Origin of the sequence: Pseudomonas sp. B37(2017), assembly GCF_002112885.1 — a bacterium.
Classification (GTDB): Bacteria; Pseudomonadota; Gammaproteobacteria; order Pseudomonadales; family Pseudomonadaceae; genus Aquipseudomonas; species Aquipseudomonas paraglycinae.
Genome location: NZ_NEIX01000008.1, coordinates 278,079 through 301,937, shown reverse-complemented (window position 1 = coordinate 301,937; position 23,859 = coordinate 278,079). Strand labels below are relative to the sequence as shown.

The 23,859-nt window shown below is 61.4% G+C and carries 22 protein-coding genes; 12 read left to right on the top strand and 10 right to left on the bottom strand.

Going from position 1 to position 23,859, the window contains the following annotated elements:
• Window positions 1–4: 4 nt before the first annotated feature.
• A complete protein-coding gene (locus CAF90_RS21030; RefSeq protein ID WP_003223710.1) occupies window positions 5–1,234 on the bottom strand; it encodes an acyl-CoA dehydrogenase in 1,230 nt (409 codons plus the stop codon).
• A 189-nt stretch (window positions 1,235–1,423) separates the two neighbouring features.
• Here CAF90_RS21030 and CAF90_RS21025 point away from each other — a divergent pair, with 189 nt between their 5' ends.
• From CAF90_RS21025 to CAF90_RS21015, 3 genes are all read left to right on the top strand, one after another.
• A complete protein-coding gene (locus CAF90_RS21025; protein WP_011334997.1) occupies window positions 1,424–2,368 on the top strand; it encodes a LysR family transcriptional regulator in 945 nt (314 codons plus the stop codon).
• Between the two features lie 55 nt (window positions 2,369–2,423).
• Window positions 2,424–2,825: a MerR family DNA-binding transcriptional regulator gene (locus tag CAF90_RS21020; RefSeq protein ID WP_007951507.1), complete on the top strand. Its 402-nt coding sequence runs from the start codon at window positions 2,424–2,426 to the stop codon at window positions 2,823–2,825.
• 144 nt (window positions 2,826–2,969) lie between these two features.
• Complete coding sequence (locus CAF90_RS21015; RefSeq protein WP_007951509.1) at window positions 2,970–3,869, top strand: hydroxymethylglutaryl-CoA lyase; 900 nt, start codon at window positions 2,970–2,972, stop codon at window positions 3,867–3,869.
• Window positions 3,870–4,463: 594 nt separating this feature from the next.
• Here CAF90_RS21015 and CAF90_RS21010 read toward each other — a convergent pair.
• Window positions 4,464–6,161, bottom strand: a complete 1,698-nt coding sequence (locus CAF90_RS21010; RefSeq protein ID WP_085608355.1) for an AMP-binding protein — start codon at window positions 6,159–6,161, stop codon at window positions 4,464–4,466.
• A 201-nt stretch (window positions 6,162–6,362) separates the two neighbouring features.
• Between CAF90_RS21010 and CAF90_RS21005 the strand changes: the two genes are divergently transcribed.
• The 4 genes from CAF90_RS21005 to CAF90_RS20990 are packed head-to-tail and all read left to right on the top strand — an operon-like array spanning window position 6,363 to window position 11,924.
• The gene (locus CAF90_RS21005; protein ID WP_007951514.1) at window positions 6,363–7,526 is read left to right on the top strand and encodes an isovaleryl-CoA dehydrogenase; all 1,164 of its coding nucleotides are present in this window, start codon (window positions 6,363–6,365) and stop codon (window positions 7,524–7,526) included.
• 12 nt (window positions 7,527–7,538) lie between these two features.
• Window positions 7,539–9,146 (top strand): carboxyl transferase domain-containing protein, encoded by a 1,608-nt coding sequence (locus CAF90_RS21000; protein ID WP_085608354.1) that lies wholly within the window; start codon window positions 7,539–7,541, stop codon window positions 9,144–9,146.
• Window positions 9,147–9,159: 13 nt separating this feature from the next.
• Window positions 9,160–9,975: a gamma-carboxygeranoyl-CoA hydratase gene (locus CAF90_RS20995; RefSeq protein ID WP_085608353.1), complete on the top strand. Its 816-nt coding sequence runs from the start codon at window positions 9,160–9,162 to the stop codon at window positions 9,973–9,975.
• Complete coding sequence (locus CAF90_RS20990) at window positions 9,975–11,924, top strand: acetyl/propionyl/methylcrotonyl-CoA carboxylase subunit alpha (RefSeq protein ID WP_085608352.1); 1,950 nt, start codon at window positions 9,975–9,977, stop codon at window positions 11,922–11,924. The genes CAF90_RS20995 and CAF90_RS20990 overlap by 1 nt, the downstream gene beginning before the upstream one ends.
• Before the next feature lie 39 nt (window positions 11,925–11,963).
• Here the strand turns inward: CAF90_RS20990 and CAF90_RS20985 are convergent, their stop codons facing one another.
• Window positions 11,964–12,620, bottom strand: a complete 657-nt coding sequence (locus tag CAF90_RS20985) for a LexA family transcriptional regulator (RefSeq protein ID WP_085608381.1) — start codon at window positions 12,618–12,620, stop codon at window positions 11,964–11,966.
• A gap of 129 nt (window positions 12,621–12,749) precedes the next feature.
• On the opposite strand from CAF90_RS20985, the gene CAF90_RS20980 reads away from it, so the two are divergent.
• Window positions 12,750–13,088: a DUF6124 family protein gene (locus CAF90_RS20980; RefSeq protein WP_007951520.1), complete on the top strand. Its 339-nt coding sequence runs from the start codon at window positions 12,750–12,752 to the stop codon at window positions 13,086–13,088.
• Window positions 13,089–13,251: 163 nt separating this feature from the next.
• On the opposite strand, the gene CAF90_RS29330 is transcribed toward CAF90_RS20980, so the two are convergent.
• Complete coding sequence (locus tag CAF90_RS29330) at window positions 13,252–13,470, bottom strand: hypothetical protein (RefSeq protein ID WP_139834507.1); 219 nt, start codon at window positions 13,468–13,470, stop codon at window positions 13,252–13,254.
• Window positions 13,471–13,567: 97 nt separating this feature from the next.
• Here CAF90_RS29330 and CAF90_RS20975 point away from each other — a divergent pair, with 97 nt between their 5' ends.
• Together CAF90_RS20975 and CAF90_RS20970 are read left to right on the top strand one after the other, a co-directional pair.
• Window positions 13,568–14,719, top strand: a complete 1,152-nt coding sequence (locus CAF90_RS20975) for a M14-type cytosolic carboxypeptidase (protein WP_007951522.1) — start codon at window positions 13,568–13,570, stop codon at window positions 14,717–14,719.
• 147 nt (window positions 14,720–14,866) lie between these two features.
• On the top strand, window positions 14,867–16,075 hold the full coding sequence (locus tag CAF90_RS20970) for an MFS transporter (RefSeq protein WP_085608351.1): 1,209 nt from the start codon (window positions 14,867–14,869) through the stop codon (window positions 16,073–16,075).
• A gap of 7 nt (window positions 16,076–16,082) precedes the next feature.
• Here the strand turns inward: CAF90_RS20970 and CAF90_RS20965 are convergent, their stop codons facing one another.
• Together CAF90_RS20965 and CAF90_RS20960 are read right to left on the bottom strand one after the other, a co-directional pair.
• Window positions 16,083–16,628, bottom strand: a complete 546-nt coding sequence (locus tag CAF90_RS20965; RefSeq protein ID WP_007951524.1) for a cytochrome b — start codon at window positions 16,626–16,628, stop codon at window positions 16,083–16,085.
• Window positions 16,625–17,719 (bottom strand): catalase family peroxidase, encoded by a 1,095-nt coding sequence (locus CAF90_RS20960; RefSeq protein ID WP_085608350.1) that lies wholly within the window; start codon window positions 17,717–17,719, stop codon window positions 16,625–16,627. The genes CAF90_RS20965 and CAF90_RS20960 overlap by 4 nt, the downstream gene beginning before the upstream one ends.
• Before the next feature lie 157 nt (window positions 17,720–17,876).
• Here CAF90_RS20960 and CAF90_RS20955 point away from each other — a divergent pair, with 157 nt between their 5' ends.
• Both CAF90_RS20955 and CAF90_RS20950 read left to right on the top strand, forming a co-directional pair.
• A complete protein-coding gene (locus CAF90_RS20955) occupies window positions 17,877–18,383 on the top strand; it encodes an RNA polymerase sigma factor (protein ID WP_007951526.1) in 507 nt (168 codons plus the stop codon).
• A complete protein-coding gene (locus tag CAF90_RS20950; RefSeq protein WP_085608349.1) occupies window positions 18,380–19,132 on the top strand; it encodes an anti-sigma factor in 753 nt (250 codons plus the stop codon). The genes CAF90_RS20955 and CAF90_RS20950 overlap by 4 nt, the downstream gene beginning before the upstream one ends.
• Before the next feature lie 5 nt (window positions 19,133–19,137).
• Here the strand turns inward: CAF90_RS20950 and CAF90_RS20945 are convergent, their stop codons facing one another.
• The 4 genes from CAF90_RS20945 to CAF90_RS20930 all read right to left on the bottom strand — a co-directional run bounded on the left by CAF90_RS20945 (window position 19,138) and on the right by CAF90_RS20930 (window position 23,855).
• Complete coding sequence (locus CAF90_RS20945) at window positions 19,138–20,109, bottom strand: spore coat U domain-containing protein (RefSeq protein ID WP_085608348.1); 972 nt, start codon at window positions 20,107–20,109, stop codon at window positions 19,138–19,140.
• A complete protein-coding gene (locus CAF90_RS20940; protein WP_085608347.1) occupies window positions 20,106–22,463 on the bottom strand; it encodes a fimbria/pilus outer membrane usher protein in 2,358 nt (785 codons plus the stop codon). The genes CAF90_RS20945 and CAF90_RS20940 overlap by 4 nt, the downstream gene beginning before the upstream one ends.
• An 84-nt stretch (window positions 22,464–22,547) precedes the next feature.
• Window positions 22,548–23,330, bottom strand: coding sequence for a molecular chaperone (locus CAF90_RS20935; RefSeq protein WP_007951531.1), 783 nt, complete (start codon window positions 23,328–23,330; stop codon window positions 22,548–22,550).
• 24 nt (window positions 23,331–23,354) lie between these two features.
• The gene (locus CAF90_RS20930) at window positions 23,355–23,855 is read right to left on the bottom strand and encodes a spore coat U domain-containing protein (protein WP_085608346.1); all 501 of its coding nucleotides are present in this window, start codon (window positions 23,853–23,855) and stop codon (window positions 23,355–23,357) included.
• Window positions 23,856–23,859 lie beyond the last annotated feature (4 nt).

Below are 23,859 nucleotides of genomic sequence, written 5' to 3'. Positions count from 1 at the left end.
GGTCTTAATGACCGCTACGCAGCATTTCCTTCGGCACGTACTTGCCGATCTCGAACTTGCCGATCGCCGCGCGGTGCACTTCGTCCGGGCCGTCGGCCAGGCGCAGGGTGCGTTGCATGGCGTACATGTAGGCCAGCGGGAAATCGTTCGACACCCCTGCCCCGCCATGAATCTGGATCGCCCGGTCGATCACCCGCAACGCAACGTTCGGCGCCACGACCTTGATCTGCGCAATCTCGCTCTTGGCGACTTTGTTACCCACAGTGTCCATCATGTACGCCGCTTTCAGGGTCAGCAGGCGTGCCATGTCGATTTCCATCCGCGAGTCGGCGATCTTGTCGACGTTACCGCCCAGACGCGCCAGCGGTTTGCCGAATGCAGTACGGCTCACCGAACGTTTGCACATCAGTTCCAGCGCACGCTCGGCCATGCCGATCGAACGCATGCAGTGGTGAATCCGGCCCGGGCCGAGACGACCTTGAGCAATTTCGAAGCCGCGTCCTTCACCGAGCAGAACGTTTTCGTACGGCACTCGTACGTTGTCGAACAGCACTTCGGCGTGACCGTGGGGTGCGTCGTCGTAACCGAACACCGGCAGCGGACGGACGATCTTCACACCGGGGGTGTCGACCGGCACCAGGATCATCGAGTGCTGGGCGTGGCGCGGCGCGTCGGGGTTGCTCAGGCCCATGAAGATCAGGATCTTGCAGCGCGGATCGCAGGCGCCGGAGGTCCACCATTTTTTGCCGTTGATCACCCACTCGTCGCCATCGCGCACGGCACGGGCGGCCATGTTGGTGGCGTCGGAGGACGCAACGTCCGGCTCGGTCATGGCGAACGCCGAGCGGATCTCGCCGCGCAACAGCGGTTCGAGCCAGCGCTGTTTCTGTTCTTCGTTGGCGTAACGCACCAGCACTTCCATGTTGCCGGTGTCCGGTGCCGAGCAGTTGAACGGCTCTGGACCGAGCAGCGAACGGCCCATGATTTCTGCCAAAGGTGCGTATTCGAGGTTGGTCAGGCCGGCGCCCAGTTCCGACTCAGGCAGAAACAAATTCCACAGACCTTCGGCCTTGGCCTTGGCCTTGAGCTCTTCCATGATTGCGGTCGGCTGCCAGCGGTCGCCCTCGGCAACCTGCCGTTCGAACACGGCTTCAGCCGGGTAAACGTAAGTGTCCATGAACGCGGTCACGCGCTCACGCAGTTCTTGCACCTTGGGCGAATAAGCGAAATCCATGAGCAATTACCTTTTTTCGGCAGGTTGTTTAAGTCATGCAATCGATGCTAGAACAGCGTTGATAATTTACCTAGCCTATTCTCGGCGTGTATAAACATTCATCACCGATATATGATTGATTGATTTTCCTGGCCGCCCTGACCCGCGCCATCCATCTATAACAAGCACCTATAACAAGAGAGCCGCGTAATGAATCTGAGCAAGGTCGACCTCAACCTTTTCATCGTCTTCGACGCGATCTACACCGAAGCCAACCTGACCCGCGCCGGGCAGATTGTCGGCATCACCCAGCCAGCGGTGTCCAACGCATTGGCACGGTTGCGCGAGACCTTCAACGACCCGCTCTTCGTCCGCACCGCCCAGGGCATGGTGCCGACGCCCATGGCGCAGAACATCATCGGCCCGGTGCGCAACGCATTGTCGCTGCTGCGGGTATCGGTTCAGGAAAGCCGCATTTTCAACCCCTCGCAAGCGGTCAAGACTTACCGCATCAGCATGACCGACCTGACCGAAGCGGTGATTCTGCCGCCACTGTTCCAGCGCCTGCGCCGCCTGGCGCCGACGGTGATCATCGAAAGCTTCCTGTCCAAGCGCCGGGAAACCACCAAGGAACTGGCCGCCGGACGTCTCGACTTTGCCGTGGATGCGCCGCTCAACACCGACCCGCAGGTGCGCCACGTCAAGCTGATGGAAGACCGTTACGTCTGCGCAATGCGCAAGGGCCATCCGCTGGCGACCAAGGAAAAATTCACCCTCGACGATTACCTGTCGCTGACCCACATTCATATTTCCAGCCGGCGCAGTGGCCTGGGCCACGTCGATCTGGCGCTGGGCAAAATGGGCATCCAGCGCAAGATCGCCCTGCGCTCGCAGCACTACTTGATGGCGTCCCAGGTGTTGCAGCAGACCGACATGGTGATGACCGTGCCGGAGCGTTTTGCCCGCCGCCATGACCTGCATGCGTTCAATCTGCCGGTCAACGATGTACCGCCGGTGGAAACCCATTTGTACTGGCACGAAAGCACCGACCAGGACCCGGCCAACCGCTGGATGCGCGAGCAGATGATCGAGTTGTGCCAGCAAGTGACAGCGCACGAGAAGAAGCTCGACAAGCTGCAGGCGCCCGCTACTTGACGTAAACGTCAACCTGCCATTAGCTTAGCGCCAAGACCCTTCTTCGAGCGCTTTCATGAGCAGCCAGACCTACAGCATTTCCGACCTCGCCCGCGAGCTGGACATCACCACCCGGGCGATCCGCTTCTATGAAGAACAAGGCCTGCTCAGCCCCGAGCGCCGAGGCCAGGAACGCATCTATTCGCCGCGCGACAAGGTCAGCCTGAAACTGATCCTGCGGGGCAAACGCATCGGTTTTTCGCTGGCCGAGTGCCGCGAGCTGATCGAGCTCTACGACCCTTCCAGCGGTAACACCAAACAACTCAACAGCATGCTGGCGAAAATCAGCGAACGCCGGGAACAGCTCGAGCAGCAATTGCTGGACATCGAACAGATGAAGCTGGAACTCGACACCGCCGAAGAACGCTGCGTGCAGGCGCTGGAGCAGACGCTCAAGAGTCAGCAAGTCGCGCAGTAACAGCCACAATTCATCTCCTGTGGGAGCGGGCTTGCCCGCGAATGCGGTCTGACATTCAAAATTGATGCTGGCTGCCCCACCGCAATCGCGAGCAAGCTCGCTCCCACAGGGTTCTCCACGAATTCAAAAGAGCAGGTCAACGCCATGTCCCTCCCCTCCCAAGTACGCCTGATCGAAGTCGGCCCGCGTGACGGCCTGCAGAACGAAGCCCAGCCCATCAGCGTCGCCGACAAGGTGCAACTGGTCGACGCGCTGAGTGCCGCCGGCCTTGGCTATATAGAAGTCGGCAGTTTCGTCTCGCCCAAGTGGGTGCCGCAGATGGCCGGTTCCGCCGACGTGTTTGCGCAGATCCAGCGCAAGCCCGGCGTGACCTACGGCGCACTGGCGCCGAACCTGCGCGGCTTTGAAGATGCGCTGGCGGCCGGGGTCAAGGAAGTCGCGGTGTTTGCGGCTGCGTCCGAAGCGTTCTCGCAGCGCAACATCAATTGCTCGATCAGCGAGAGCCTGGCGCGGTTCGCACCGATCATGGAATCGGCGAAACAGCACGGCGTTACCGTGCGCGGTTACGTTTCCTGCGTGCTGGGTTGCCCTTATGAAGGCGAGGTCGCGCCGGAACAAGTGGCGATGGTGGCCCGCGAGCTGTACGCGATGGGCTGCTATGAAGTGTCGCTGGGTGACACCATCGGCACCGGCACCGCAGGCGCCACACGCCGGCTGTTCGAAGTGGTGTCGAAGCAGGTGCCGCGAGAGAAACTCGCCGGCCACTTTCACGACACCTACGGCCAGGCCATGGCCAATATCTACGCCAGCCTGCTGGAAGGCATCGCGGTGTTCGACAGCTCGATCGCCGGCCTCGGCGGCTGCCCGTACGCCAAGGGCGCCAGCGGTAACGTCGCGACCGAAGACGTGGTGTACCTGCTCAACGGCCTGGGCATCGAGACCGGCATAGACCTCGACGCCTTGATTGCCGCCGGCCAGCAGATCAGCGCCGTGCTGGGTCGCCCGACCGGTTCGCGCGTGGCCAAGGCTCGCAGCGCACAGTGAGGGGATGGTGTTACCGCCGAGCGCGAAACGTGGGCACAAGCGAGTAACACGGAAACAAATTGTCTGGTTTTGCCTGAAGGAAAAATCCTTCAAAAATCTCAAACCCTTGATTTACAAGGGTTTTGAAAAGTTGGCACGGCTTCTGCTATCTCTATGGCATAACAAGAATAAAAAGCAGCAAACCAATAAAAATAAGACGTACCGACTCTGACATAACAAAAACAACACGGCAGAGACGCAGCTAACAGATTTTTTTGGAGAAGGTGTGCTTTTCAGGGTATTCCTCGGAATGACCCGCAACCGGGCAGAGAACAATAAAACTACCTTCAGGTAGCTCCCGAATCGGTTGGATCGCTAGACGAGAAAGCAGATCAGCGCTCAAAAAAATACGTTTGCTCTTGACCCCGGATGGGGGTCGCCAAAAACAGCGGTAAAGGGCCACGGTTGCCAAAAACAACAACAGACCGCCCCTCAATAATAAAAAAGAGCACGCGACGACAAAATTAAAGGGGAGCTTCGGCTCCCCTTTGTGCTGTCTGGCTTTCCGAAATCCCGCAGGACACTGTGGGAGCCAAGCCCCCACAGATCTGCTCCTCAACCCTCGTTACTGCGCAACTCCTCAATACTGATCTCGCGCATGCGGAATTTCTGGATCTTGCCCGTTACCGTCATCGGAAACTCCTCGACGAACTTGAAGTAACGCGGCGTCTTGAAGTGGGCGATACGCTCCTTGCACCACGCTTGCAGTTCTTGTTCGGTGGCGCTGTGGCCGGGATGGAATTTGATCCAGGCGACGATTTCCTCGCCGTAACGCGAGCAGGGAATGCCGATCACCTGCACGTCCGCCACCGCTGGATGGGTGAAGAAGAACTCTTCCAGTTCACGCGGGTAAATGTTCTCGCCGCCACGGATGATCATGTCCTTGTTGCGGCCGGCGATGCACACGTAACCCTCGTCGTTCATGCTCGCCAGGTCGCCGGTGTGCATCCAGCCTGCCGCGTCGATAGCTTCGGCGGTGGCATTCGGGTTGTTCCAGTAACCGAGCATCACGCTGTAGCCACGGGTGCACAGTTCGCCGATGGTACCGCGTGGCACCGGGTTGCCGGCCTCGTCGATGATTTTGCTTTCGAGTTGCGGCTGGGTACGTCCGACGGTGGTGACGCGCAGTTCCAGTTCGTCAGATGGGCCGGTCTGCAGGGACACAGGGCTGGTTTCGGTCATGCCGTAGGCGATCTGCACTTCGCTCATGTGCATTTCGTTGATGACCCGGCGCATCACTTCGATCGGGCAAGTCGCCCCGGCCATGATCCCGGTGCGCAGGGTCGACAGGTCGAACTCGGCACGCTGCGGCTGATCGAGCATGGCGATGAACATGGTCGGCACGCCGTACAGCGCGGTGGCCTTTTCTTCGGCGACGGTGCTCAGAGTCAGCAGCGGATCGAAGGCATCGTTGGGATAAATCATGGTGCTGCCGTGGGTGATGCAGCCGAGGTTGCCCATGACCATGCCGAAGCAGTGATACAGCGGCACCGGGATCACCAGCCGATCAGCAGCGGTCAGGCCGAGGCTTTCGCCGACCATGTAACCGTTGTTGAGGATGTTGTAGTGACTGAGGGTTGCGCCCTTGGGGAAACCGGTGGTGCCGGAGGTGTACTGGATGTTGACCGGTTGATCGAAGTGCAGGCTGTCGCTGCGCTCACGCAATTGTTCTGGAGAGACACTGGCGGCCAGATCTGCCAGTTGCGACCACGGGAGAAAACCCGAAGGCGGCTGTGAATCGAGGCTGATCAGGCCACGCAACTCCGGCAGGCGCTCACTGCGCAGTTCGCCGATGGATTGCTCGGCCAGTTCCGGCAGCAAGCCTTGCAACATGCCGTGATAGTTGGAGCTCTTGAACGCTCCCGCACAGACCAGCCATTGGCAACCGGATTGCTTGAGTACGTATTCGAGCTCGGAGCTGCGGTAGGCCGGGTTGATGTTGACCAGGATCACGCCGAGCTTCGCGGTGGCGAATTGAGTGATGCACCACTGCGCGCAGTTCGGCGCCCAGATGCCGAGCCGGTCACCGGCCTGCAAACCCAACGCCAGCAGGGCCCTGGCGTGAACATCCACTGCGTCGGCCAGTTGCCGCCAGGTGTAACGCAGCTGCTGATGGCGCACCACCAGCGCCTCGCCGTCCGGGTACTGCGCGACGGTCTCGTCGAACTTCTGCCCGATGGTCATCGCCAGCAAGGCTTTGTCCTGGGAACCGCGGGTGTAGCTGCGCTGCGGGTTTGCACTGGGTTGATCCATGACGACCCCTATTGTCTTTATTAGTGGGTGTTGGAACGGAGCCATATGAGCTCCGACCATTCAGAACTGGCTCTACTCTCGCTCAAGTTGACGTTAACGTAAAGGGTGATTGACAGCCATTCGTCACAGGCTTACGTTAACGTAAAGGTGAGAACTGAAACGCCCTTCTCCCCACCCTACAAAAAAGCCAAAAGGTGCCCCATGAGCTACCCATCCCTGAACTTTGCCCTCGGCGAAACCATCGACATGCTGCGCGATCAGGTTCAGTCCTTCGTCGCCAAGGAGATCGCCCCGCGTGCCGCGCAGATCGACAGCGACAACCTGTTCCCGGCCGATCTGTGGCGCAAGTTCGGTGACATGGGCCTGCTCGGGATCACCGTGCCGGAAGAGTACGGCGGTGCCGGCCTGGGTTACCTGGCGCACGTCGTGGCGATGGAAGAAATCAGCCGCGGCTCGGCTTCCGTGGCGTTGTCCTACGGCGCTCACTCCAATCTCTGCGTCAACCAGATCAACCGCAACGGCAACCACGAACAGAAAACCAAATACCTGCCGAAGCTGATCAGCGGCGAGCACGTTGGCGCTCTGGCGATGAGCGAGCCGAACGCCGGTTCCGACGTGGTCTCGATGAAACTGCGCGCCGATAAGCGCGGCGATCGCTACGTTCTCAACGGCAGCAAGACCTGGATCACCAACGGCCCCGACGCCAACACCTACGTGATCTACGCCAAGACCGACCTGGAAAAAGGTCCTCACGGCATCACCGCGTTCATCGTCGAACGTGACTGGAAAGGCTTCAGCCGCAGCAACAAGTTCGACAAGCTCGGCATGCGCGGCTCCAACACCTGCGAGCTGTTCTTCGATGACGTCGAAGTACCAGAAGAAAACATCCTCGGCGTGCTCAACGGCGGTGTGAAAGTGCTGATGAGCGGCCTCGATTACGAGCGCGTCGTGCTGTCCGGTGGCCCGACCGGAATCATGCAGTCGTGCATGGACCTGATCGTGCCGTACATCCACGACCGCAAGCAGTTCGGCCAGAGCATCGGCGAATTCCAGCTGATCCAAGGCAAAGTCGCCGACATGTACACCCAACTCAACGCCAGCCGCGCCTACCTCTACGCCGTGGCCCAGGCCTGCGAGCGCAACGAGACCACGCGCAAGGACGCCGCCGGCGTGATCCTCTACACCGCCGAACGCGCCACGCAAATGGCCCTGGACGCGATCCAGATTCTCGGCGGCAACGGCTACATCAACGAATTCCCGGCTGGCCGTCTGCTGCGTGACGCCAAGCTGTACGAAATCGGCGCCGGCACCAGTGAGATCCGTCGCATGCTGATCGGTCGCGAACTGTTCAACGAAACCCGCTAAACGGAGCTGTCCATGGCTATCCTGCATACCCAGCTCAACCCCCGTTCAGCGGAGTTTGCTGCCAACAGCGCGGCGATGCTCACACAGGTCGACGCCCTGCACACTCTGCTCGCCCAAGTGGCCCAGGGCGGCGGCGCGAAAGCTCAGGAGCGTCACACCTCGCGCGGCAAACTGCTGCCACGTGAGCGGATCAACCGCTTGCTCGATCCGGGCTCGCCGTTTCTGGAAATCAGTCAGTTGGCCGCCCACGCCGTGTACAGCGAAGACGTGCCGGCCGCTGGCGTGATTGCCGGGATCGGTCGGGTGGAAGGCGTCGAGTGCATGATCGTCGCCAACGACGCGACCGTGAAAGGCGGCTCGTACTACCCGCTGACCGTGAAGAAACACCTGCGCGCCCAGACCATTGCCCAGCAAAACCGTCTGCCATGCATTTATCTGGTGGACTCGGGCGGCGCCAACCTGCCGCGTCAGGATGAAGTGTTCCCGGATCGCGAGCACTTCGGGCGAATCTTCTTCAATCAGGCAAACATGAGCGCCATGGGCATTCCGCAGATTGCCGTGGTCATGGGCTCCTGCACTGCCGGCGGCGCCTACGTGCCGGCGATGGCTGACGAAGCGATCATGGTGCGCAATCAGGCGACGATTTTCCTCGCCGGCCCGCCGCTGGTGAAAGCCGCGACCGGTGAAGTGGTCAGCGCCGAAGACCTCGGCGGGGCCGATGTGCATTGCAAGACTTCCGGGGTTGCCGACCATTACGCCGAAAGCGACGAGCACGCCCTGGCCCTCGCCCGCCGCAGTGTCGCCAACCTCAACTGGCGAAAGCTCGGCGAAGTGCAGCAGCGCGCGCCGATTGCGCCGCTGTACGCCAGCGATGAGTTGTACGGCGTGGTGTCGGCGGACGCCAAGCAGCCGTTCGATGTGCGCGAAGTAATTGCTCGGCTGGTCGACGGTTCGGTGTTCGATGAATTCAAAGCCTTGTTCGGCACCACGCTGGTGTGCGGATTCGCCCACCTGCACGGCTACCCGATCGCGATCCTCGCCAACAACGGTATCCTGTTCGCCGAAGCCGCGCAAAAAGGCGCGCACTTCATCGAACTGGCCTGCCAGCGCGGGATTCCGCTGCTGTTCCTGCAGAACATCACCGGCTTCATGGTCGGCCAGAAATACGAGGCCGGCGGCATCGCCAAGCACGGCGCGAAACTCGTGACCGCCGTTGCCTGCGCCAAGGTGCCGAAATTCACCGTCATCATCGGCGGCAGCTTCGGCGCCGGTAACTACGGCATGTGCGGGCGGGCCTACGATCCGCGCTTCCTGTGGATGTGGCCGAACGCGCGGATCGGCGTGATGGGCGCCGAACAGGCGGCCGGCGTGCTGGTTCAGGTCAAGCGCGAGCAGGCCGAACGCAGCGGCCAGGCGTTCAGCGCCGAGCAGGAAAGCGAGATCAAGCAACCGATTCTCGACCAGTACGAAGAGCAGGGTCACCCCTACTATTCCAGCGCACGGCTGTGGGACGACGGCGTCATCGACCCGGCGCAGACCCGCGATGTGCTGGCCCTGGCCTTGTCCGCGTCGTTGAACGCGCCTATCGAACCGAGCCGCTTCGGCGTGTTCCGGATGTGATCGGGAGAACCTCATGAGCGACTTCAACACCCTCGAACTGCAGAGCGATCCACGGGGTTTCGCAACCCTGTGGCTGAGCCGCGAAGAAAAGAACAACGCGTTCAACGCCGAGATGATCCGCGAACTGATCCTGGCGCTGGACAAGGTCGCCAGCGACGCCAGCCTGCGTTTCCTGCTGGTGCGCGGACGTGGCAAACACTTCAGCGCCGGCGCGGATTTGGCCTGGATGCAGCAATCGGCCGAACTCGATTACCACACCAACCTCGACGACGCCCGGGAACTGGCGGAGCTGATGTACAACCTCGCCAAACTGAAAATCCCGACCGTGGCCGTGGTGCAAGGCGCGGCGTTCGGCGGCGCGCTGGGGCTGATCAGTTGCTGCGACATGGCGATTGGCGCCGATGACGCGCAGTTCTGTCTGTCGGAAGTGCGCATCGGCCTGGCGCCAGCGGTGATCAGCCCGTTCGTGGTGCAAGCCATCGGCGAGCGCGCGGCACGGCGTTATGCGCTGACAGCCGAACGTTTCGGCGGGCAGCGGGCGCGGGAAATCGGTTTGTTGTCCGAGAGCTATCCAGCGACCGAGCTTGAACAGAAAGTCGAACAATGGATCGACAACATGTTGCTCAACAGCCCCGCCGCCATGCGCGCCAGCAAGGATCTGCTGCGTGAAGTCGGCAACGGTGCGCTGACCCCGGCCCTGCGCCGCTACACCGAAAACGCCATCGCCCGCATCCGTGTCAGCCCGGAAGGCCAGGAAGGCTTGCGGGCCTTCCTGCAGAAACGCCCGCCGAGCTGGCAAGCCGCAACCACCCCCAAGGAGCCGCGTTGATGAGCGCACCTGTTCTCACCACCCTGCTGGTGGCCAACCGTGGCGAAATCGCTTGCCGGGTCATGCGTACCGCCAAGGCGCTGGGCCTGACCACCGTCGCCGTGCACAGCGCCACCGACCGCGAAGCGCGGCACAGCCGTGAAGCGGATATTCGCATCGATCTGGGCGGTAGCAAAGCGGCCGACAGTTATCTGCAAATCGACAAACTGATCGCAGCGGCCAAGGCCAGCGGCGCTCAGGCGATTCATCCGGGGTATGGTTTTCTGTCGGAGAACGCTGGTTTTGCTCGCGCCATTGAAGCCGCCGGCCTGATTTTCCTCGGCCCACCCGCCTCGGCCATCGACGCGATGGGCAGCAAATCCGCCGCCAAAGCATTGATGGAAACTGCCGGCGTGCCGCTGGTGCCGGGTTATCACGGCGAAGCCCAGGATCTGGACACCTTCCGCGATGCTTGCGAGCGCATCGGTTATCCGGTGCTACTCAAGGCCACCGCCGGCGGTGGCGGTAAAGGCATGAAGGTGGTCGAGGACGTCAGTCAATTGGCTGAAGCGTTGGCCTCCGCCCAGCGTGAAGCGCAATCGTCGTTTGGCGATTCGCGGATGCTGGTGGAGAAATACCTGCTCAAGCCGCGACACGTGGAAATCCAGGTGTTCGCCGATCAGCATGGCAATTGCCTGTACCTGAACGAGCGCGATTGCTCGATTCAGCGTCGGCACCAGAAGGTCGTCGAAGAGGCGCCGGCACCGGGCCTTAGTCCGGAACTGCGTCGGGCGATGGGTGAAGCGGCTGTGCGTTCGGCGCAGGCCATCGGTTACGTCGGCGCCGGCACGGTGGAGTTTCTGCTGGATGCACGTGGCGAGTTTTTCTTCATGGAGATGAACACGCGGTTGCAGGTCGAGCACCCGGTCACCGAAGCCATCACCGGGCTCGATCTGGTGGCCTGGCAGATTCGAGTTGCACGTGGCGAAGCGTTGCCGATCACACAGGATCAGGTGCCGCTGAACGGGCATGCAATTGAGGTGCGGTTGTATGCAGAAGATCCGTCGAATGATTTTCTGCCGGCGACCGGGCGTCTGGATCTGTACCGCGAATCCGCCGCAGGGCCGGGGCGTCGTGTGGACAGTGGCGTTGAGGAAGGCGATGAGATTTCGCCGTTCTATGACCCGATGCTCGGCAAGCTGATTGCCTGGGGCGAGGATCGTGAGCAGGCGCGGTTGCGGCTGCTGAGCATGCTCGATGAGTTTGCGATTGGTGGGTTGAAGACCAACATCAACTTCCTGCGACGGATCATTGGTCATCCGGCGTTTGCGGCAGCCGAGCTGGATACCGGGTTTATTCCGCGTTATCAGGAACAGTTGCTGCCAGCGCCTGCTGCGCTAAGTGATGAGTTCTGGGAGGCGGCGGCGCAGGCTTTTGCGCAGAGCCTGCCGGGGGTGGCTCGGGCGGATGATCCGGCTTCGCCTTGGGCGCTTCACAGCGGTTTGCGTGCCGGATTGCCCCGTGAAATCACTCTGCATTTGAGTTGCGAGGGACAGGATCGGGCGTTGACGCTCGGTGCTGGCGGCAATGCAAAACTGATCGGCGAACAACTGGTGGTCGAGCACGATGGGCTGCGTCGACAGCTGCGAGCAATTCGTCGTGGAGAGGTTCTGTTTCTGCAATGGGACGGCGAGTTGCGACGCGTTGAAACGTACGACCCGATCAGCGCTGTCGAAGCCAGTCACAGCCATCAGGGCGGTCTGACCGCGCCGATGAACGGCAGCATCGTGCGGGTGCTGGTGGAGGCCGGGCAATCGGTTGAGGCCGGCGCTCAATTGGTGGTGCTGGAAGCGATGAAGATGGAGCACAGCATCCGCGCGCCCCACGCCGGGGTGATCAAGGCGCTGTATTGCCAGGAAGGCGAAATGGTCAGCGAAGGCAGCGCACTGGTCGAACTGGAAGAAGCGTGAAAGGTGGATCGATCCTACGCCTGGCGAGGATCGATCTGACTAGTATTTGGCCGTGGCCTGAACCACGACACCGATAATTCGGCACTCGTCGGTCAACAAGGCTTTCGGCCAGGTCGGATTGAGCGGCACCAGGTAACGCTGGCCGCCCTCTTCGATCAGCTTGCGGAAAATCGCCTCGTCGCTGTCCGGCCACTGGGCGATCACCAGTTTTCCGGGCTCGGCTTCCAGCGCCGGATCCACCAGAATCATCATCCCCTCGCCGATGCTCTGCCCGGTGGGCGCAGTCATCGCATTCCCCATCACGGTGAGCCAGAACGCGGGGCCACGGGCGTGGTAGTCCGTCAGTTCGAAACGTCGCTTGTCCTTGGCACTCGAATACGCTGGCTGGTTCTCACGGGCCTCGACCGGCGCATTCCACTCGCTGACCGGATAGCGAAAGTAAGGGTTGTACTTCTGCGCCAGAGGCATTTCGTCATCCGCATCGATCTGCGGTTCACGAATCACCACCGCGACCTCGAGATACTCCATGCCCAGCGCTTTCAGCACGCGGTTCATCTGCGTGATGCCGGGCTCGCGACGCTTGTTCAGCCAATGGCCGATACCGCCCTGAGACATGCCGACGCGCTCGCCGAGCTCGACTTGAGTGACGTTGAGCTCACTCATTTTGGCCTTGACCAACTCAATCCATTTATCCATGTGCGGCACCATACGTGGACGCCTGCGGCCGGCAAAACACATATTGTAGTATTTAAATTCTGGTCACAAATACTGATAGTACTATGCTTGGGTCACGGATTTGAATCGACCAAGGAGTGACCTTTCACCATGAATATCACCAGCAAAGACTTGCCCGACCTGCAAATGGACACCACCTTCACGTCCCCGCAAGGGTGCGCCGCTGCACAACGGGCGTTGGACTATTACTTGAAACCAGCTGTGTCAGAACCGGAAGTGGATGAGCGCTTTTTCGGTGTGAACAGCAATCTGAGTGGCGAAGAATCCCTGGTCCACGCCTCCGATCTGCTGCGATGTGCAGCGGCTACGGCGTTCAAGGCGGCGGACGGCTTGCAGGGCGTGAGTCGGGATCTCGCGTTTTCGGTCGTGCACATGGTGGACATGGCGCGGGCGATGGTCGATCACTCGCTCGATGGCGCGGTTCGCTGAAGACGGGAGTTCGGACGGACGGGAAAGAATTTTCCAATCGCGCAGATAAAAACATTTGACTTGCAAATGATAATGATTATTATTGCAAGCAGCTGGTCGCGAGATCAGTCGATGGACCAGAGACCTTAGGTCGGTCTTCTGGACTATCTCCTCATCAGGCTAATCACGGTTTTTGACCCGGCTTTTTGCCGGGTCTTTTTTTTGCCAGTTTTCTGGCTTGTGGCTTCAGGCTAATGAAGTCTTTGGATGCCGCAAATTCGATGGCGCGGATAATATCAAAAGAATATTGCTTGGCAAGCAGACCCCGGCCACATTGGGGCAAAGTAATGCCAATTAGCACTTGAGAATCAATCGCACAGCCACTAAGCTGCATCCGCGTCATGGAGGACGCCCCCCGCCACAACCCGCAATTTCCCTCGGTTTCACCCCTGTCTTGCGTGTAAAGTAGCCGCCATAAAAATCATATTCAGGAACCGATTATGACCGTGGCCAAATCTTCGTTCGACATCAGCGCCAACTTCGACAGCGGCAACATCCAAGTCATCGACATCAGCAATCCGCTCAACCCGGTTCTGGCAATTCGGCCAGATACCCGCAGCGCTCATTTCCAGTGGTTCCACTTCAAGGCCAGCGGCCTGCATGTTCATCAGGAACACTGGTTCCGCCTGGTCAACGCCAGCCAATCCTCCTACAACAAAGCCTGGACCGGCTATCAGGCGGTCGCTTCTTACGACCACGTCAACTGGTTCCGCATTCCGACCCAATTCGAAGGCGACAGCCTGCGCTTCTGCCTCGAAGCCGAGCAGACCCACGCCTGGTTCGCCTACTTCGAACCCTACAGCCGTGGCCGTCATGACTGGCTGATCGAGCAAGCGCTGACCAAGGCCGGCACCGAACTGCTGGCCACCGGCAAAAGCGTCGAAGGCCGCGACATCCAGCTGCTGCGCAAAGGCACCGGCGCCGAAGGTCGCCGCAAGATCTGGATCATCGCCCAGCAACATCCCGGCGAGCACATGGCCGAATGGTTCATGGAAGGCGTGATCGAACGCCTGGAACATCATGACGATCCGGTGCTGAACAAACTGCTGGCCAGCGCCGATCTGTACCTGGTGCCGAACATGAACCCGGACGGTGCCTTCCACGGTCACCTGCGTACCAACGCCATGGGCCAGGACCTGAACCGCGCCTGGCAGAACGCCAGTCAGGAAATCAGCCCGGAAGTGCTTTTCGTACAGCAGCAGATGGAAAAGTACGGCGTCGATCTGTTCCTCGACGTACACGGCGACGAAGAAATTCCCCACGTGTTCACCGCCGGTTGCGAAGGCAATCCGGGTTACACCCCGCGCCTGGAGAAGCTCGAAGAGCACTTCCGCAGCCACCTGAAGCACACCACCAAAGACTTCCAGACCAAGTACGGCTACACCCGTGACGAACCGGGCCAGGCCAACATGACCCTAGCCTGCAACAGCGTCGGCCAGAAGTTCGATTGCCTGTCGCTGACCCTGGAAATGCCGTTCAAGGATCACGATGACGCGCCGAACCCGCTCACCGGCTGGTCGGGCAAACGCTCCAAGCAACTGGGCAAAGACGTGCTGACCACCATCGCGGACATGGTCGACACCCTGCGCTGATCGCCCCTGATTTTCGCTTCACGAAAGATCGCAGCCTGTCTGCGATCTTTTTTTTTGCGCCGACTTTTATCCAATCAGGTTGCAAATCAAAACTGGATTACTTACCGTCAATCACGTTTCAACTTGAAACCTGAAAGGATCCGGGACATGAAAACTGCAACACTCGATAAAGGTGTCGTACTGCTTTTCGCCATCGCTTGCGGACTCGCGGTGGGCAACGTGTATTACGCCCAGCCGCTGCTGGATGCGATGGCCGACGCCTTCGGTCTGTCGCCGGGCAGCATCGGCATCGTCATGACGCTGACCCAGGTCGGCTACGGCCTCGGTCTGTTATTGCTCGTGCCCCTCGGCGACCTGCTCAATCGCCGGCGGCTGATCGTCACGCAAACGCTGTTATCCGCCGCAGCCTTGCTGATGATCGCCTTGGCCTCGAACAGCGCCTGGCTGCTGATCGGTGTCACACTGACCGGCCTGCTGGCCGTGGTCACCCAGGTGCTGGTCGCCTACGCCGCGACCCTGGCCGTCCCGGCACAACGCGGAAAGGTTGTGGGCGTGATCACCAGCGGCATTGTCGTCGGCATTCTGCTCGCGCGCACGGTGGCCGGCGGCATGGCTGATCTGGCCGGCTGGCGCTCGATCTATCTGCTGTCGGCGGGATTGACGCTGGTGATGGCCGCGCTGCTGTTTCGGGTGTTGCCCAAGGATGAAGACGCACGACCGAGCACGCGTTACGTGGCACTGATCGCCTCAGTGTTCAGCCTCTTTCGTGAGGAACCGGTGCTGCGCCAACGAGCAATCCTCGCCCTGCTCACCTTCGCCAGCGCCATGGTCCTGTGGACGCCGATGGTGTTGCCGCTGGCCGCCCCGCCGCTGTCACTTTCCCACAGTGAAATCGGAATGTTCGGACTCGCCGGCGCGGCAGGCGCACTGGCCGCAGCCAGAGCCGGACATCTGGCGGATCGAGGATGGGGACAATGGGTCAGCGGCCTGTCGCTGCTGCTGATGCTGGGCTCGTGGTTGCCAATCGCGCTCACCCATTTATCACTATGGGCGCTACTGCTTGGCGTCATCACTCTGGATCTGGGCTTGCAGGCCGTGCACGTCACCAGTCAGAGCATGATCTATAGCGTCCGCCCGGAGGCGCAGAGCCGACTGACCGCCGGCTACATGCTGTTTTATTCGATCGGCAGCGCGCTGGGCTCAATCGCCTCGACAACCATGTACGCCTGCGCAGGATGGCCGGGCGTCTGCTGGCTGGGTGCAGCAATCAACATGGTCGCGTTGCTGTACTGGTGGCGAACGCTGGCCACACCGAAACGTGGCGAGGCTGCTTGCGCCCTCGCCACGTCGGACTGACACACGATCAACTGCGATTGCGTCCCCGCAGCATGCTGTCGAGCACCTCGTCGCGGCGCACCCAGCCATGGAATAGCGCCGCCGCCAGGTGCAGCAGCACGGTCAGGAACAACAGATACGCCAGATACCCGTGAGCCTTGCGCAGCAACGCAAACACCTGCGCATCCGCCGGCACGATCGACGGCAATTGCAGGGAGGTGCCGAGCATCACCGGATCCCCCGCCGCGCTGATCATCGCCCAGCCCAGCAGCGGCAACACCAGCATCAGCGCATACAACAACAGATGAGAAGCCTTGGCCGCCATCACCTGCCAGCCCGGCAGATCCGCCGGCAGCGGCGGCTGACGCGTGCCCAGTCGCACCAGAATGCGCACGATCACCAGCAACAGAATCGCGATGCCCAGCGGCTTGTGCAGATTGATCAACCATTCATGCCGCGCCGACACCGAGGTCACCATGCCGGCGCCGATGAACAACATCGCGATGATCATCAACGCCATCAGCCAGTGCAGCAACCGCGCCAGCGGATTGAAATGAGTCGGTTGCGTGCTCATGGGCGAGCCTCCTTTTTGCCGGTTGGCAGTTGGCTGACTTCGCTGGTGCGACGTAGGTAGGAATCGGCGTAACCGGCCGAGCGCGCGGCCAGCAACGGATCGTCGGAACCCTGAATGCCGGCCGGCAGCACCAGCGGATCGTAGTTGATGTCACGGCATTCGCCGCTGAGCTGCGGCTGGGTCTTTTCCAGCACCAGGGTGCCGGCGTTCAACACCTTGCGACCGGCAGGCCAGGTCTTGCTCGCATCGTTCACCGGATCGTCGGCATTGGCCAAGGTGATGTTCAACTGAAAGCGCAGCGGCCCTTCGGCCAGGCGTTGCACCAGGTCTTTTTCAAGGAAGTCGCTACCTTCAGGCGCAGTCGCACCGGCAGCGTCCTGGGCCAGAGGCGTCATGCTCCAGCGCACGGCTTGCTTCTTGCCGCTGGCATCCACCAGATAGAACGCGTTGACGCTGTTGTAGGTTTCCGTCGCGTAACTCGCCGAAGGTTTGGCGGTTTTAATCCAGGTCAGAAACGGTACGGCTTCCGGGTGTGAGGCAAAAAATGCCGGCACCTTGGTCGGATCCGGTTTGCCTGTGGCAGGATCCGGCGATTGCGCCTGCTGCAATTGATAGAACGCCTCGGGCGTGCCGACCGGGAACACCGGCATGCTATTCATCCCGGTGCGCCACTGCTGGCCGTTGGTCTGAGTGAAACGCAGCGCCAGACTGCGGATCGGTACGGCGCTGTCCGGCGCATACGGACTGCCGGCCGGCAACGCAAAACGCCCGACCACCGGGGTGCGCGGCTCGTTGAACACTTGCGCGACAGAATACGAGCGAGCCTCGCCGCTGCTCTCGAAATGTCCGATCACGCAAACACCTTTGGCGTGATTGCGGCGAAAGCCGGGATGCACGCCGTTGTTCTTCTCCAGCACATCGACCAACGCTTTCGGCGTCAGGCGTTGTGGGTCAAATGAACCATGAACGTAGGCAAACGCCCCGGCCAGGGCTGCGACGACCACGGCGATTCCGCCAAGCCGCAACACCAGGCTCGCGGCACTCAGTGGCGGGCGTTGTGGCCCGCCGGGCGATGAGCTGCGATCAACCATGAAGCACTCCAGGGCCATCGGCCACAAGTAGGAAGAATCAGCAAGACGCACGCCATCGGGATTTATTCCACGGCCCGGTATTTATTTTTCGGAACGTGGAATAACCTCCAATGCCGGGCGTCTTCCTAGTCCACAGCGTAGTGACTAGCAGAACTTCATGAGCGAATTCGACGAACAACTGAGAGAAATCATTCCCAGATTGCGGCGCTTTGCCGTGTCGTTGACACGCAACGGCAGCAGCGCCGACGACCTGGTACAGGCCAGTCTGGAGCGGGCGCTGTCGGGTTGGGGCGACAAACGCGCCGACGGCGATCTGCGCGCCTGGCTGTTTTCGATCCTGTACCGGCAGTTTCTCGATGCGCATCGGCGTTCGCGGCGTTATGCGCGGATGCTCGAATTCTTCACCGGCCGCGATGACGCCGAGCCCTCGGTGGAACGCACCGTGATTGCCCAATCGACCTTGCAGGCCTTCGACCGACTGCCCACCGAACAGCGCGCACTGCTGCTTATGGTGTCGGTGGAAGGCCTGACTTATAAGGAGGTCGCCGAGATTCTCGACGTCCCCACCGGCACCGTGATGTCGCGCCTGTCCCGTGCTCGCCAGGCCCTGCGCCAGCTCAGCGACGGGGAAATCAGCAGTCCTTCCTTGCGGATACTCAAATGATCAGTCTGCCCCCCAACGAACGTGACCTGCACGCCTACGTCGACCACCAGCTCAGCGAGGCCGACCGGCATGTGCTGGAAACATGGCTTGCCAGTCACCCGGACGAAGCGGCGCAGGTTCGCGCCTGGCAACAGGACGCCCAGCACCTGCGCGCCGCCCTCGGCGGTGCCTTGCAACAACCAGCCAATCCGGACCTCGATCCGTCGCTGATTCGCCAGCGCCTCAAACGCCAATCGCGCCGCCAGTGGGCCAGCGCGGCGGTGTTGCTGATTGCCGTCAGCCTCGGCGGTGTCGGTGGCTGGAAAGCCCGGGACATGACCGTGTTTCATCCCCCGGCACCGATGACGGACGCCTTGCAGGCGTACCGCTTGATCGCCCAGCAAGGGCTTCTGCCGGCGGACTACAAGGTCGATGGTGACGGTGACATCCAGCGCTGGCTCGACCGTTATTTCACTCAGGCCAATCGTCTGCCGGACCTGACGGCAGCCGGGTTTGCACCGGTCAGCGGCCGCCTGCTGAGCACCGATGAAGGGCCGGCGGCGATGGTGATGTATGAAGACCAGAGCGGGCACAAGGTCAGTTTCTATGTGCGTCCACCGGGACCGAAAAATACCTTCCTGCCCCGGGGCAGCCGTCAGGACGGGGATCTGCAGGCCGAGTACTGGTCCGGCAAGGGCTACAACTACGCGATGGTCAGTCCGACCGATACCCCGGCGGCGAAAATGCTCAAGCAATCCGTGAGTTTCTAGCCGGTTCAGAACCCCACATCCAGCACCACATTGTCCAGGTAGGTTCCAGCGGGCGGTGTGGTCTGGTCGGTGTAGATTTTCGCGTTGTAATTGAAGATCTGGCTGCCGGTGCCCAGCCCGTTGCCGGGGTTGACCTCGGCATCGCTGCTGGCCCGACGGGCCGCGCCGACACTGCCCCAACGGGTGGTACCGGCACTCTTGAAAATGTCGTAGGCCAGATAGTTGCTGCCGGAAATCATCCGTCGCCGTCCGCCGACGCTCAGCGCATTCTGCCCGTCGTTCAGCCCCACGGTGTAGGCACTGCCCTTGGTGCAGGCGAGATTGATGGTCTGCCCGGTCACCGGGGTAAACGCGCTGACCACCGGCGCGCTGCCGAATGCGATGTTCGGCGCAGTGATGGTGCAGTCGTTGGACACCGTCAGGTTGACCGTCAACGTCGTGGTACCGCTGTTGATGTCGCGGCCCAGGCAAAGCCCGCCGATGCCGATGCCCGAACAATAATTCCAGTTCCAGAAAATGCTCAGGGTCTCGGTATACACGCCGGCCGCCACGTTGCTGCCGATGGTGGTACCGAAATAGAGCGGAACGGTTTTCGGCAAAGTACCGCCGAGCAAACCGAGGGCGTCGATGATGCCGTTGCGGGCGAAGTCATAGGCGGTGCCCCGCGTCAGCGGGTAACTGGTGCTGTTGTTGGCGTAGATCGTGTAACCGATCACGTCGCCAGTGGGCCCGAGCAAACCGCTCTGGGTCGAAGTGACGGTGGCCCAGAAATGGTCATTGTTGGTCAACAGCGACAGCAACGAACCGGTGCAACTCAAGCCTCCGTTCAGAGTGGAACTGGGTTGCGAGGTGGTGCGCACGGCGATCGAACTGATGTTCCCGAACCCGGCGGGTGTGGTGGTGACCACCGAACACAGCGCCTGCGCCAGCCCCGGCAGCAGCAACAGCAACCACAGAACAAGCCGCACCCGAATCATTGGCACACCAACGGGCCGATCAGCGGTACTTCATCTTGCTGCAGATCGACGCTGAATTGCGCCTGGCAAGTCTTGCCGTCCGCGAGAGTCACCCGCAGCGAATTCTGCGCCTGGAGGTTTTCCAGATAGACCAGTCCGTCCCAACCGACCACCGTCCGCGTGCCGCTCTGTTCGTGCAGCACGCCACTGCCCAGCGGCAATTCCTTTTGCTGCGCATCCACCAGCACGATGCTCGCGGCGATCACCCGGCTCAGCGGAAATTCCAGCAGATAGCCACTGCCCCGGCGTACGGCGACACGCTGTTCGACGTTGGGGCTACGCACGTTGGCCGGCAGGTTCAGCGGATCGATTTCGTATTTGCCGCGGTAATAGGCACTGCTCCACGGCACCAGCAAGTGGCCGTTACGGTCGGTCTGGCCGACCTGCTGGTTCTCGTAGCGCACCGGAATGTCCGCGTAGCCATCGGTGCTGACCACCACGAACGCATCGTCGATGCGGTTGGCAGCGAACACTTGATCATCCATCCAAACCAGCGAGCCGCTGGCATCGGCCCAACGGGTTTCGGCGTCGGACGTCCCATAGACGCCAGCCTGCAATTGCACCGATTGCAGACGCCAGGTCACGTCCGCCTGGCGGTAATCGGCGCCGTCCCCCTTGGCGTAGCCGAGATTGAAGCCCACCCCGCCCTCGGACGGCACGGCGCGGCTGTAGTTGACCCGTTGCTGCGTCTGCCCGGTCTTGCTGCGTTCGCTGCTGATGGCCAGGCTGCCGCGCAGGTCGAACGGAATCACCAGTTGCGCCTGCACCGCCCAGTTGCTGTCGCCGATTTCGCGGTTGGCCGACAGGTAGAAACTGCTGTTGCGCCACAGCGGTTTGCTCCAGCTCAGGTTGAGCAACCGCGTGCGGGTTTCGTCCGCCGCGCGAATGTCGAAATACCCGACGCCGAGACTGCCCCAGCGTTCGAGGTTGAGGCTCAGGGTCGCCTGTTCACTGCGCTTGCTGAGTGTGGTGTAAGGGCTGTCGACCACGGTCAGGTCGGCATAGAGATCGCGGCGTTGCAGACGCTGATAGGAAAAACTGTAGCGCTGCCCGCTGTATTGATAACCGAGGCTCAGTTGCTGACCGCCGTCGCCATCGAAACGGCTCTGGCTGATCGCGCTGTTGAGCACCCCGAAATTGCCCAGCCGCAAGTTGCCGCCCAGCCCGCCGAGGCTCAGGGAATCCGCCGCTTCTGCGTGGCTTTCCAGAGTAAACGTGTCGCTGACTCCATAGCGCAGACTGCCCGAGGTCACGCCCGGCCCATAGCTGAAATCCTTCAGGCCGTAATCCCGGCGCAACGTACCGGCAGCCACAGAAAAATCGCTCAGGCCTTTTTGCAACAGGCTGCTGGTGACATAGAACGGCACCGTGGTCGACACCTGCCGGCCCAGCGCATCGGTCGTGACTACAACCGCCTCACCCGCGCCGTTGATAAACGGAATGTTGGTCAGGGTGTAAGGCCCCGGTTGCAGGTCGGTGCTGCTGGATTTGTAGCCGTTGATGAACAGATCCACCGAGGACGGCACCGCCGCTTCCCCGGCGAACTGCGGCAGCGGATAGGTCACCAGATCCGGACGCACTGCAAAATCCCTTGAGAACTGCACACCGCCCAGCCGCACAGAACTGCTCCAGGGCAAGGCGCCGCTGACCACGTCCCCGGCCTCGTAGGTCAGCATCCGTTCGTCATCGGAGTAGCGCCAGGTGGTGTCGTAACGCAGATAGCCGTTGTCCAGCGTGCTGACCGCATCCCCTGACAATGTGCGGCGATATTGCCCGGTGTTCGACAACGTGCCCCAACTGTCGAACAGCCGCACCTCGTTCCACGCCGCCAGATAAGTGCCGGCGTCGTCGGTGTCATTGAGGTACAGGTCATAATTGAACAACGCGCCGAAACTGCTCAGCGCCGGCGTGCGCGGATAAACCTCGCGGTTGCCGATGAACTGCTCCGGCAGCCAGTCCGGTGGCACGTCGAGCAGCAAGCGCTGGCTGACGCTGTCGTAATCGCTGTGCAGGCCCGGCAGGCCGTCGAGATCGACTTCGGCACCGGCCTCTTCCGGCAGCTTCATGCCCGTATCGCGCAATACGCTGGCAGGCAGGAACAGGCGCCCGCCGCGCTGCTCCACCGCCACCACCCGACCGGTATTCATCTGGTTGACCACCAGTTCCAGAAACAACTGTGCATCGCTGACGGCCTCCATGCCGCTGGGAGGCGGCGGCAGTTCACCGGCCCCGGATGGATGAATGAACATCAGGCACCACGCGCCGGTCATGAGCCACAACGGACGCTGAATACGGCGAGCCCATCCCGGACTCATTAGCGTGTTACGTCCGTCAATGGACTGATTCCTCCTGAAACCGCTGGCGCCGAAACCCGAAAGCTTCGACATGACTCGCTACGGCTATCGCGCCGGCGGAATGCTCTGCACCTTTGCCGCGCCATTGATCCGCCCAGCCAATTCTCCCGCCACCGGTCCCGGTGCCGGCCAGCGCATCACCGCGCCGGGCAATACGTAGCCGAGCAATCCCTCGGCCAGCGGTTTGCTTTGACCGCCCTGTGTGACGGCCACATCGGTCAGTCGCGCATGGACCGCGCCCTGATTGCGCACTTCCACATAAGGACGGCCCTCCACCGCCACCGTGCGCCAGCTCAATTGCGGCAGGCCGATGCCTTTGGGGTCACGCTGGCGGGCGCTGTCTTCCTTGCTCCACAGCCCAGCGCCATAGGCGAACAGTGGCACCGAATAGCGCATCTGGAAGCGGATCGCCGCCGCAGTCTTGCCGTCTTCGGCGACGGGCGGCTGGGCCGAGGGGATTTCATCGATGATGATCCGGTACGCCAGTTCCTGGCCTGGCGGCACATCCTTGGTGCGAGTCAGGCGCACCAGTTGCTTCTGGCCCGGCTCGATCTTCGCCACCGGCGGACTGCCGATCACCTCGCGCTGATTGCGGTATTGCTCTTCAAAACCGCTCTGGCTCCAGCCGAACACGCGGATCTGCAGGTTGGCGGTTTCCGTGCCGCGATTTTCCAGCCACAGCGCACTGGCCTGCTGATCGGCCTCCAGCACCGGGTCGATCGGCCAGATCAGCACCGAACTGGCGGCTTGGGCCTTGAGCGTCCCGAACATGACCAGCGCCAGCACGGCGCAACACACGGACGAATAGCGTGACGTGAAAAACCCCATAAATCTGCTCCTTGTCATTTCACATCACCACGAAAGTTGCACCTGCAACACATCGCTGTATGTCCCCCCGGGCTGATTGCCCGGCAATTGCACCTGACCGTAGATCGGCAGACTGATGTTGTTCGCATCGCTGTAGGCCACCGCCACACTCTGGCCGATGCCCAGACTCTGGCTGTATGCCGCATCGCGAAACAGCGTGTACGCCACCTTCGCGCTGCCTCCGCTGATCTGCATGCGTCGCCCGCCGCTGTTGTACTGGCCGCCATCGACCGTCATGTTCAGCGCCACCCCCGGCGTGCATTGCAGCGTGACGCCGCCGGTCAACGCGACCTGCACCGTGCCGGTGGCCAGCGCCGAACGCGAACCGAAATTCAGCCCGCCATAGTTCGATACGCCCCCTACCACCAGACAGCCCGGCGTCACTGTCGCACTGACCTGAAAACTCTGGCTGGTCACCGCCGCCAAGGGCAGCGGCAAGCTGCCCGCACACAGCAGGAGCAGCGCCGCACAGCCATGCCGGCCCATGGCA

Bases quoted from the DNA above. Each gene is read 5' to 3' on its own strand.
- CAF90_RS20970 (WP_085608351.1), top strand. From the start codon at position 14,867: ATGAAAACTGCAACACTCGATAAAGGTGTCGTACTGCTTTTCGCCATC.
- CAF90_RS29330 (WP_139834507.1), bottom strand. From the start codon at position 13,470: ATGACGCGGATGCAGCTTAGTGGCTGTGCGATTGATTCTCAAGTGCTA.
- CAF90_RS20975 (WP_007951522.1), top strand. From the start codon at position 13,568: ATGACCGTGGCCAAATCTTCGTTCGACATCAGCGCCAACTTCGACAGC.
- CAF90_RS20945 (WP_085608348.1), bottom strand. From the start codon at position 20,109: ATGATTCGGGTGCGGCTTGTTCTGTGGTTGCTGTTGCTGCTGCCGGGG.
- CAF90_RS20940 (WP_085608347.1), bottom strand. From the start codon at position 22,463: ATGAGTCCGGGATGGGCTCGCCGTATTCAGCGTCCGTTGTGGCTCATG.
- CAF90_RS21000 (WP_085608354.1), top strand. From the start codon at position 7,539: ATGGCTATCCTGCATACCCAGCTCAACCCCCGTTCAGCGGAGTTTGCT.
- CAF90_RS20990 (WP_085608352.1), top strand. From the start codon at position 9,975: ATGAGCGCACCTGTTCTCACCACCCTGCTGGTGGCCAACCGTGGCGAA.
- CAF90_RS20980 (WP_007951520.1), top strand. From the start codon at position 12,750: ATGAATATCACCAGCAAAGACTTGCCCGACCTGCAAATGGACACCACC.
- CAF90_RS20995 (WP_085608353.1), top strand. From the start codon at position 9,160: ATGAGCGACTTCAACACCCTCGAACTGCAGAGCGATCCACGGGGTTTC.
- CAF90_RS21025 (WP_011334997.1), top strand. From the start codon at position 1,424: ATGAATCTGAGCAAGGTCGACCTCAACCTTTTCATCGTCTTCGACGCG.
- CAF90_RS21015 (WP_007951509.1), top strand. From the start codon at position 2,970: ATGTCCCTCCCCTCCCAAGTACGCCTGATCGAAGTCGGCCCGCGTGAC.
- CAF90_RS20930 (WP_085608346.1), bottom strand. From the start codon at position 23,855: ATGGGCCGGCATGGCTGTGCGGCGCTGCTCCTGCTGTGTGCGGGCAGC.
- CAF90_RS20965 (WP_007951524.1), bottom strand. From the start codon at position 16,628: ATGAGCACGCAACCGACTCATTTCAATCCGCTGGCGCGGTTGCTGCAC.
- CAF90_RS20960 (WP_085608350.1), bottom strand. From the start codon at position 17,719: ATGGTTGATCGCAGCTCATCGCCCGGCGGGCCACAACGCCCGCCACTG.
- CAF90_RS21010 (WP_085608355.1), bottom strand. From the start codon at position 6,161: ATGGATCAACCCAGTGCAAACCCGCAGCGCAGCTACACCCGCGGTTCC.
- CAF90_RS21020 (WP_007951507.1), top strand. From the start codon at position 2,424: ATGAGCAGCCAGACCTACAGCATTTCCGACCTCGCCCGCGAGCTGGAC.
- CAF90_RS20935 (WP_007951531.1), bottom strand. From the start codon at position 23,330: ATGGGGTTTTTCACGTCACGCTATTCGTCCGTGTGTTGCGCCGTGCTG.
- CAF90_RS20955 (WP_007951526.1), top strand. From the start codon at position 17,877: ATGAGCGAATTCGACGAACAACTGAGAGAAATCATTCCCAGATTGCGG.
- CAF90_RS20985 (WP_085608381.1), bottom strand. From the start codon at position 12,620: ATGGATAAATGGATTGAGTTGGTCAAGGCCAAAATGAGTGAGCTCAAC.
- CAF90_RS21005 (WP_007951514.1), top strand. From the start codon at position 6,363: ATGAGCTACCCATCCCTGAACTTTGCCCTCGGCGAAACCATCGACATG.
- CAF90_RS20950 (WP_085608349.1), top strand. From the start codon at position 18,380: ATGATCAGTCTGCCCCCCAACGAACGTGACCTGCACGCCTACGTCGAC.
- CAF90_RS21030 (WP_003223710.1), bottom strand. From the start codon at position 1,234: ATGGATTTCGCTTATTCGCCCAAGGTGCAAGAACTGCGTGAGCGCGTG.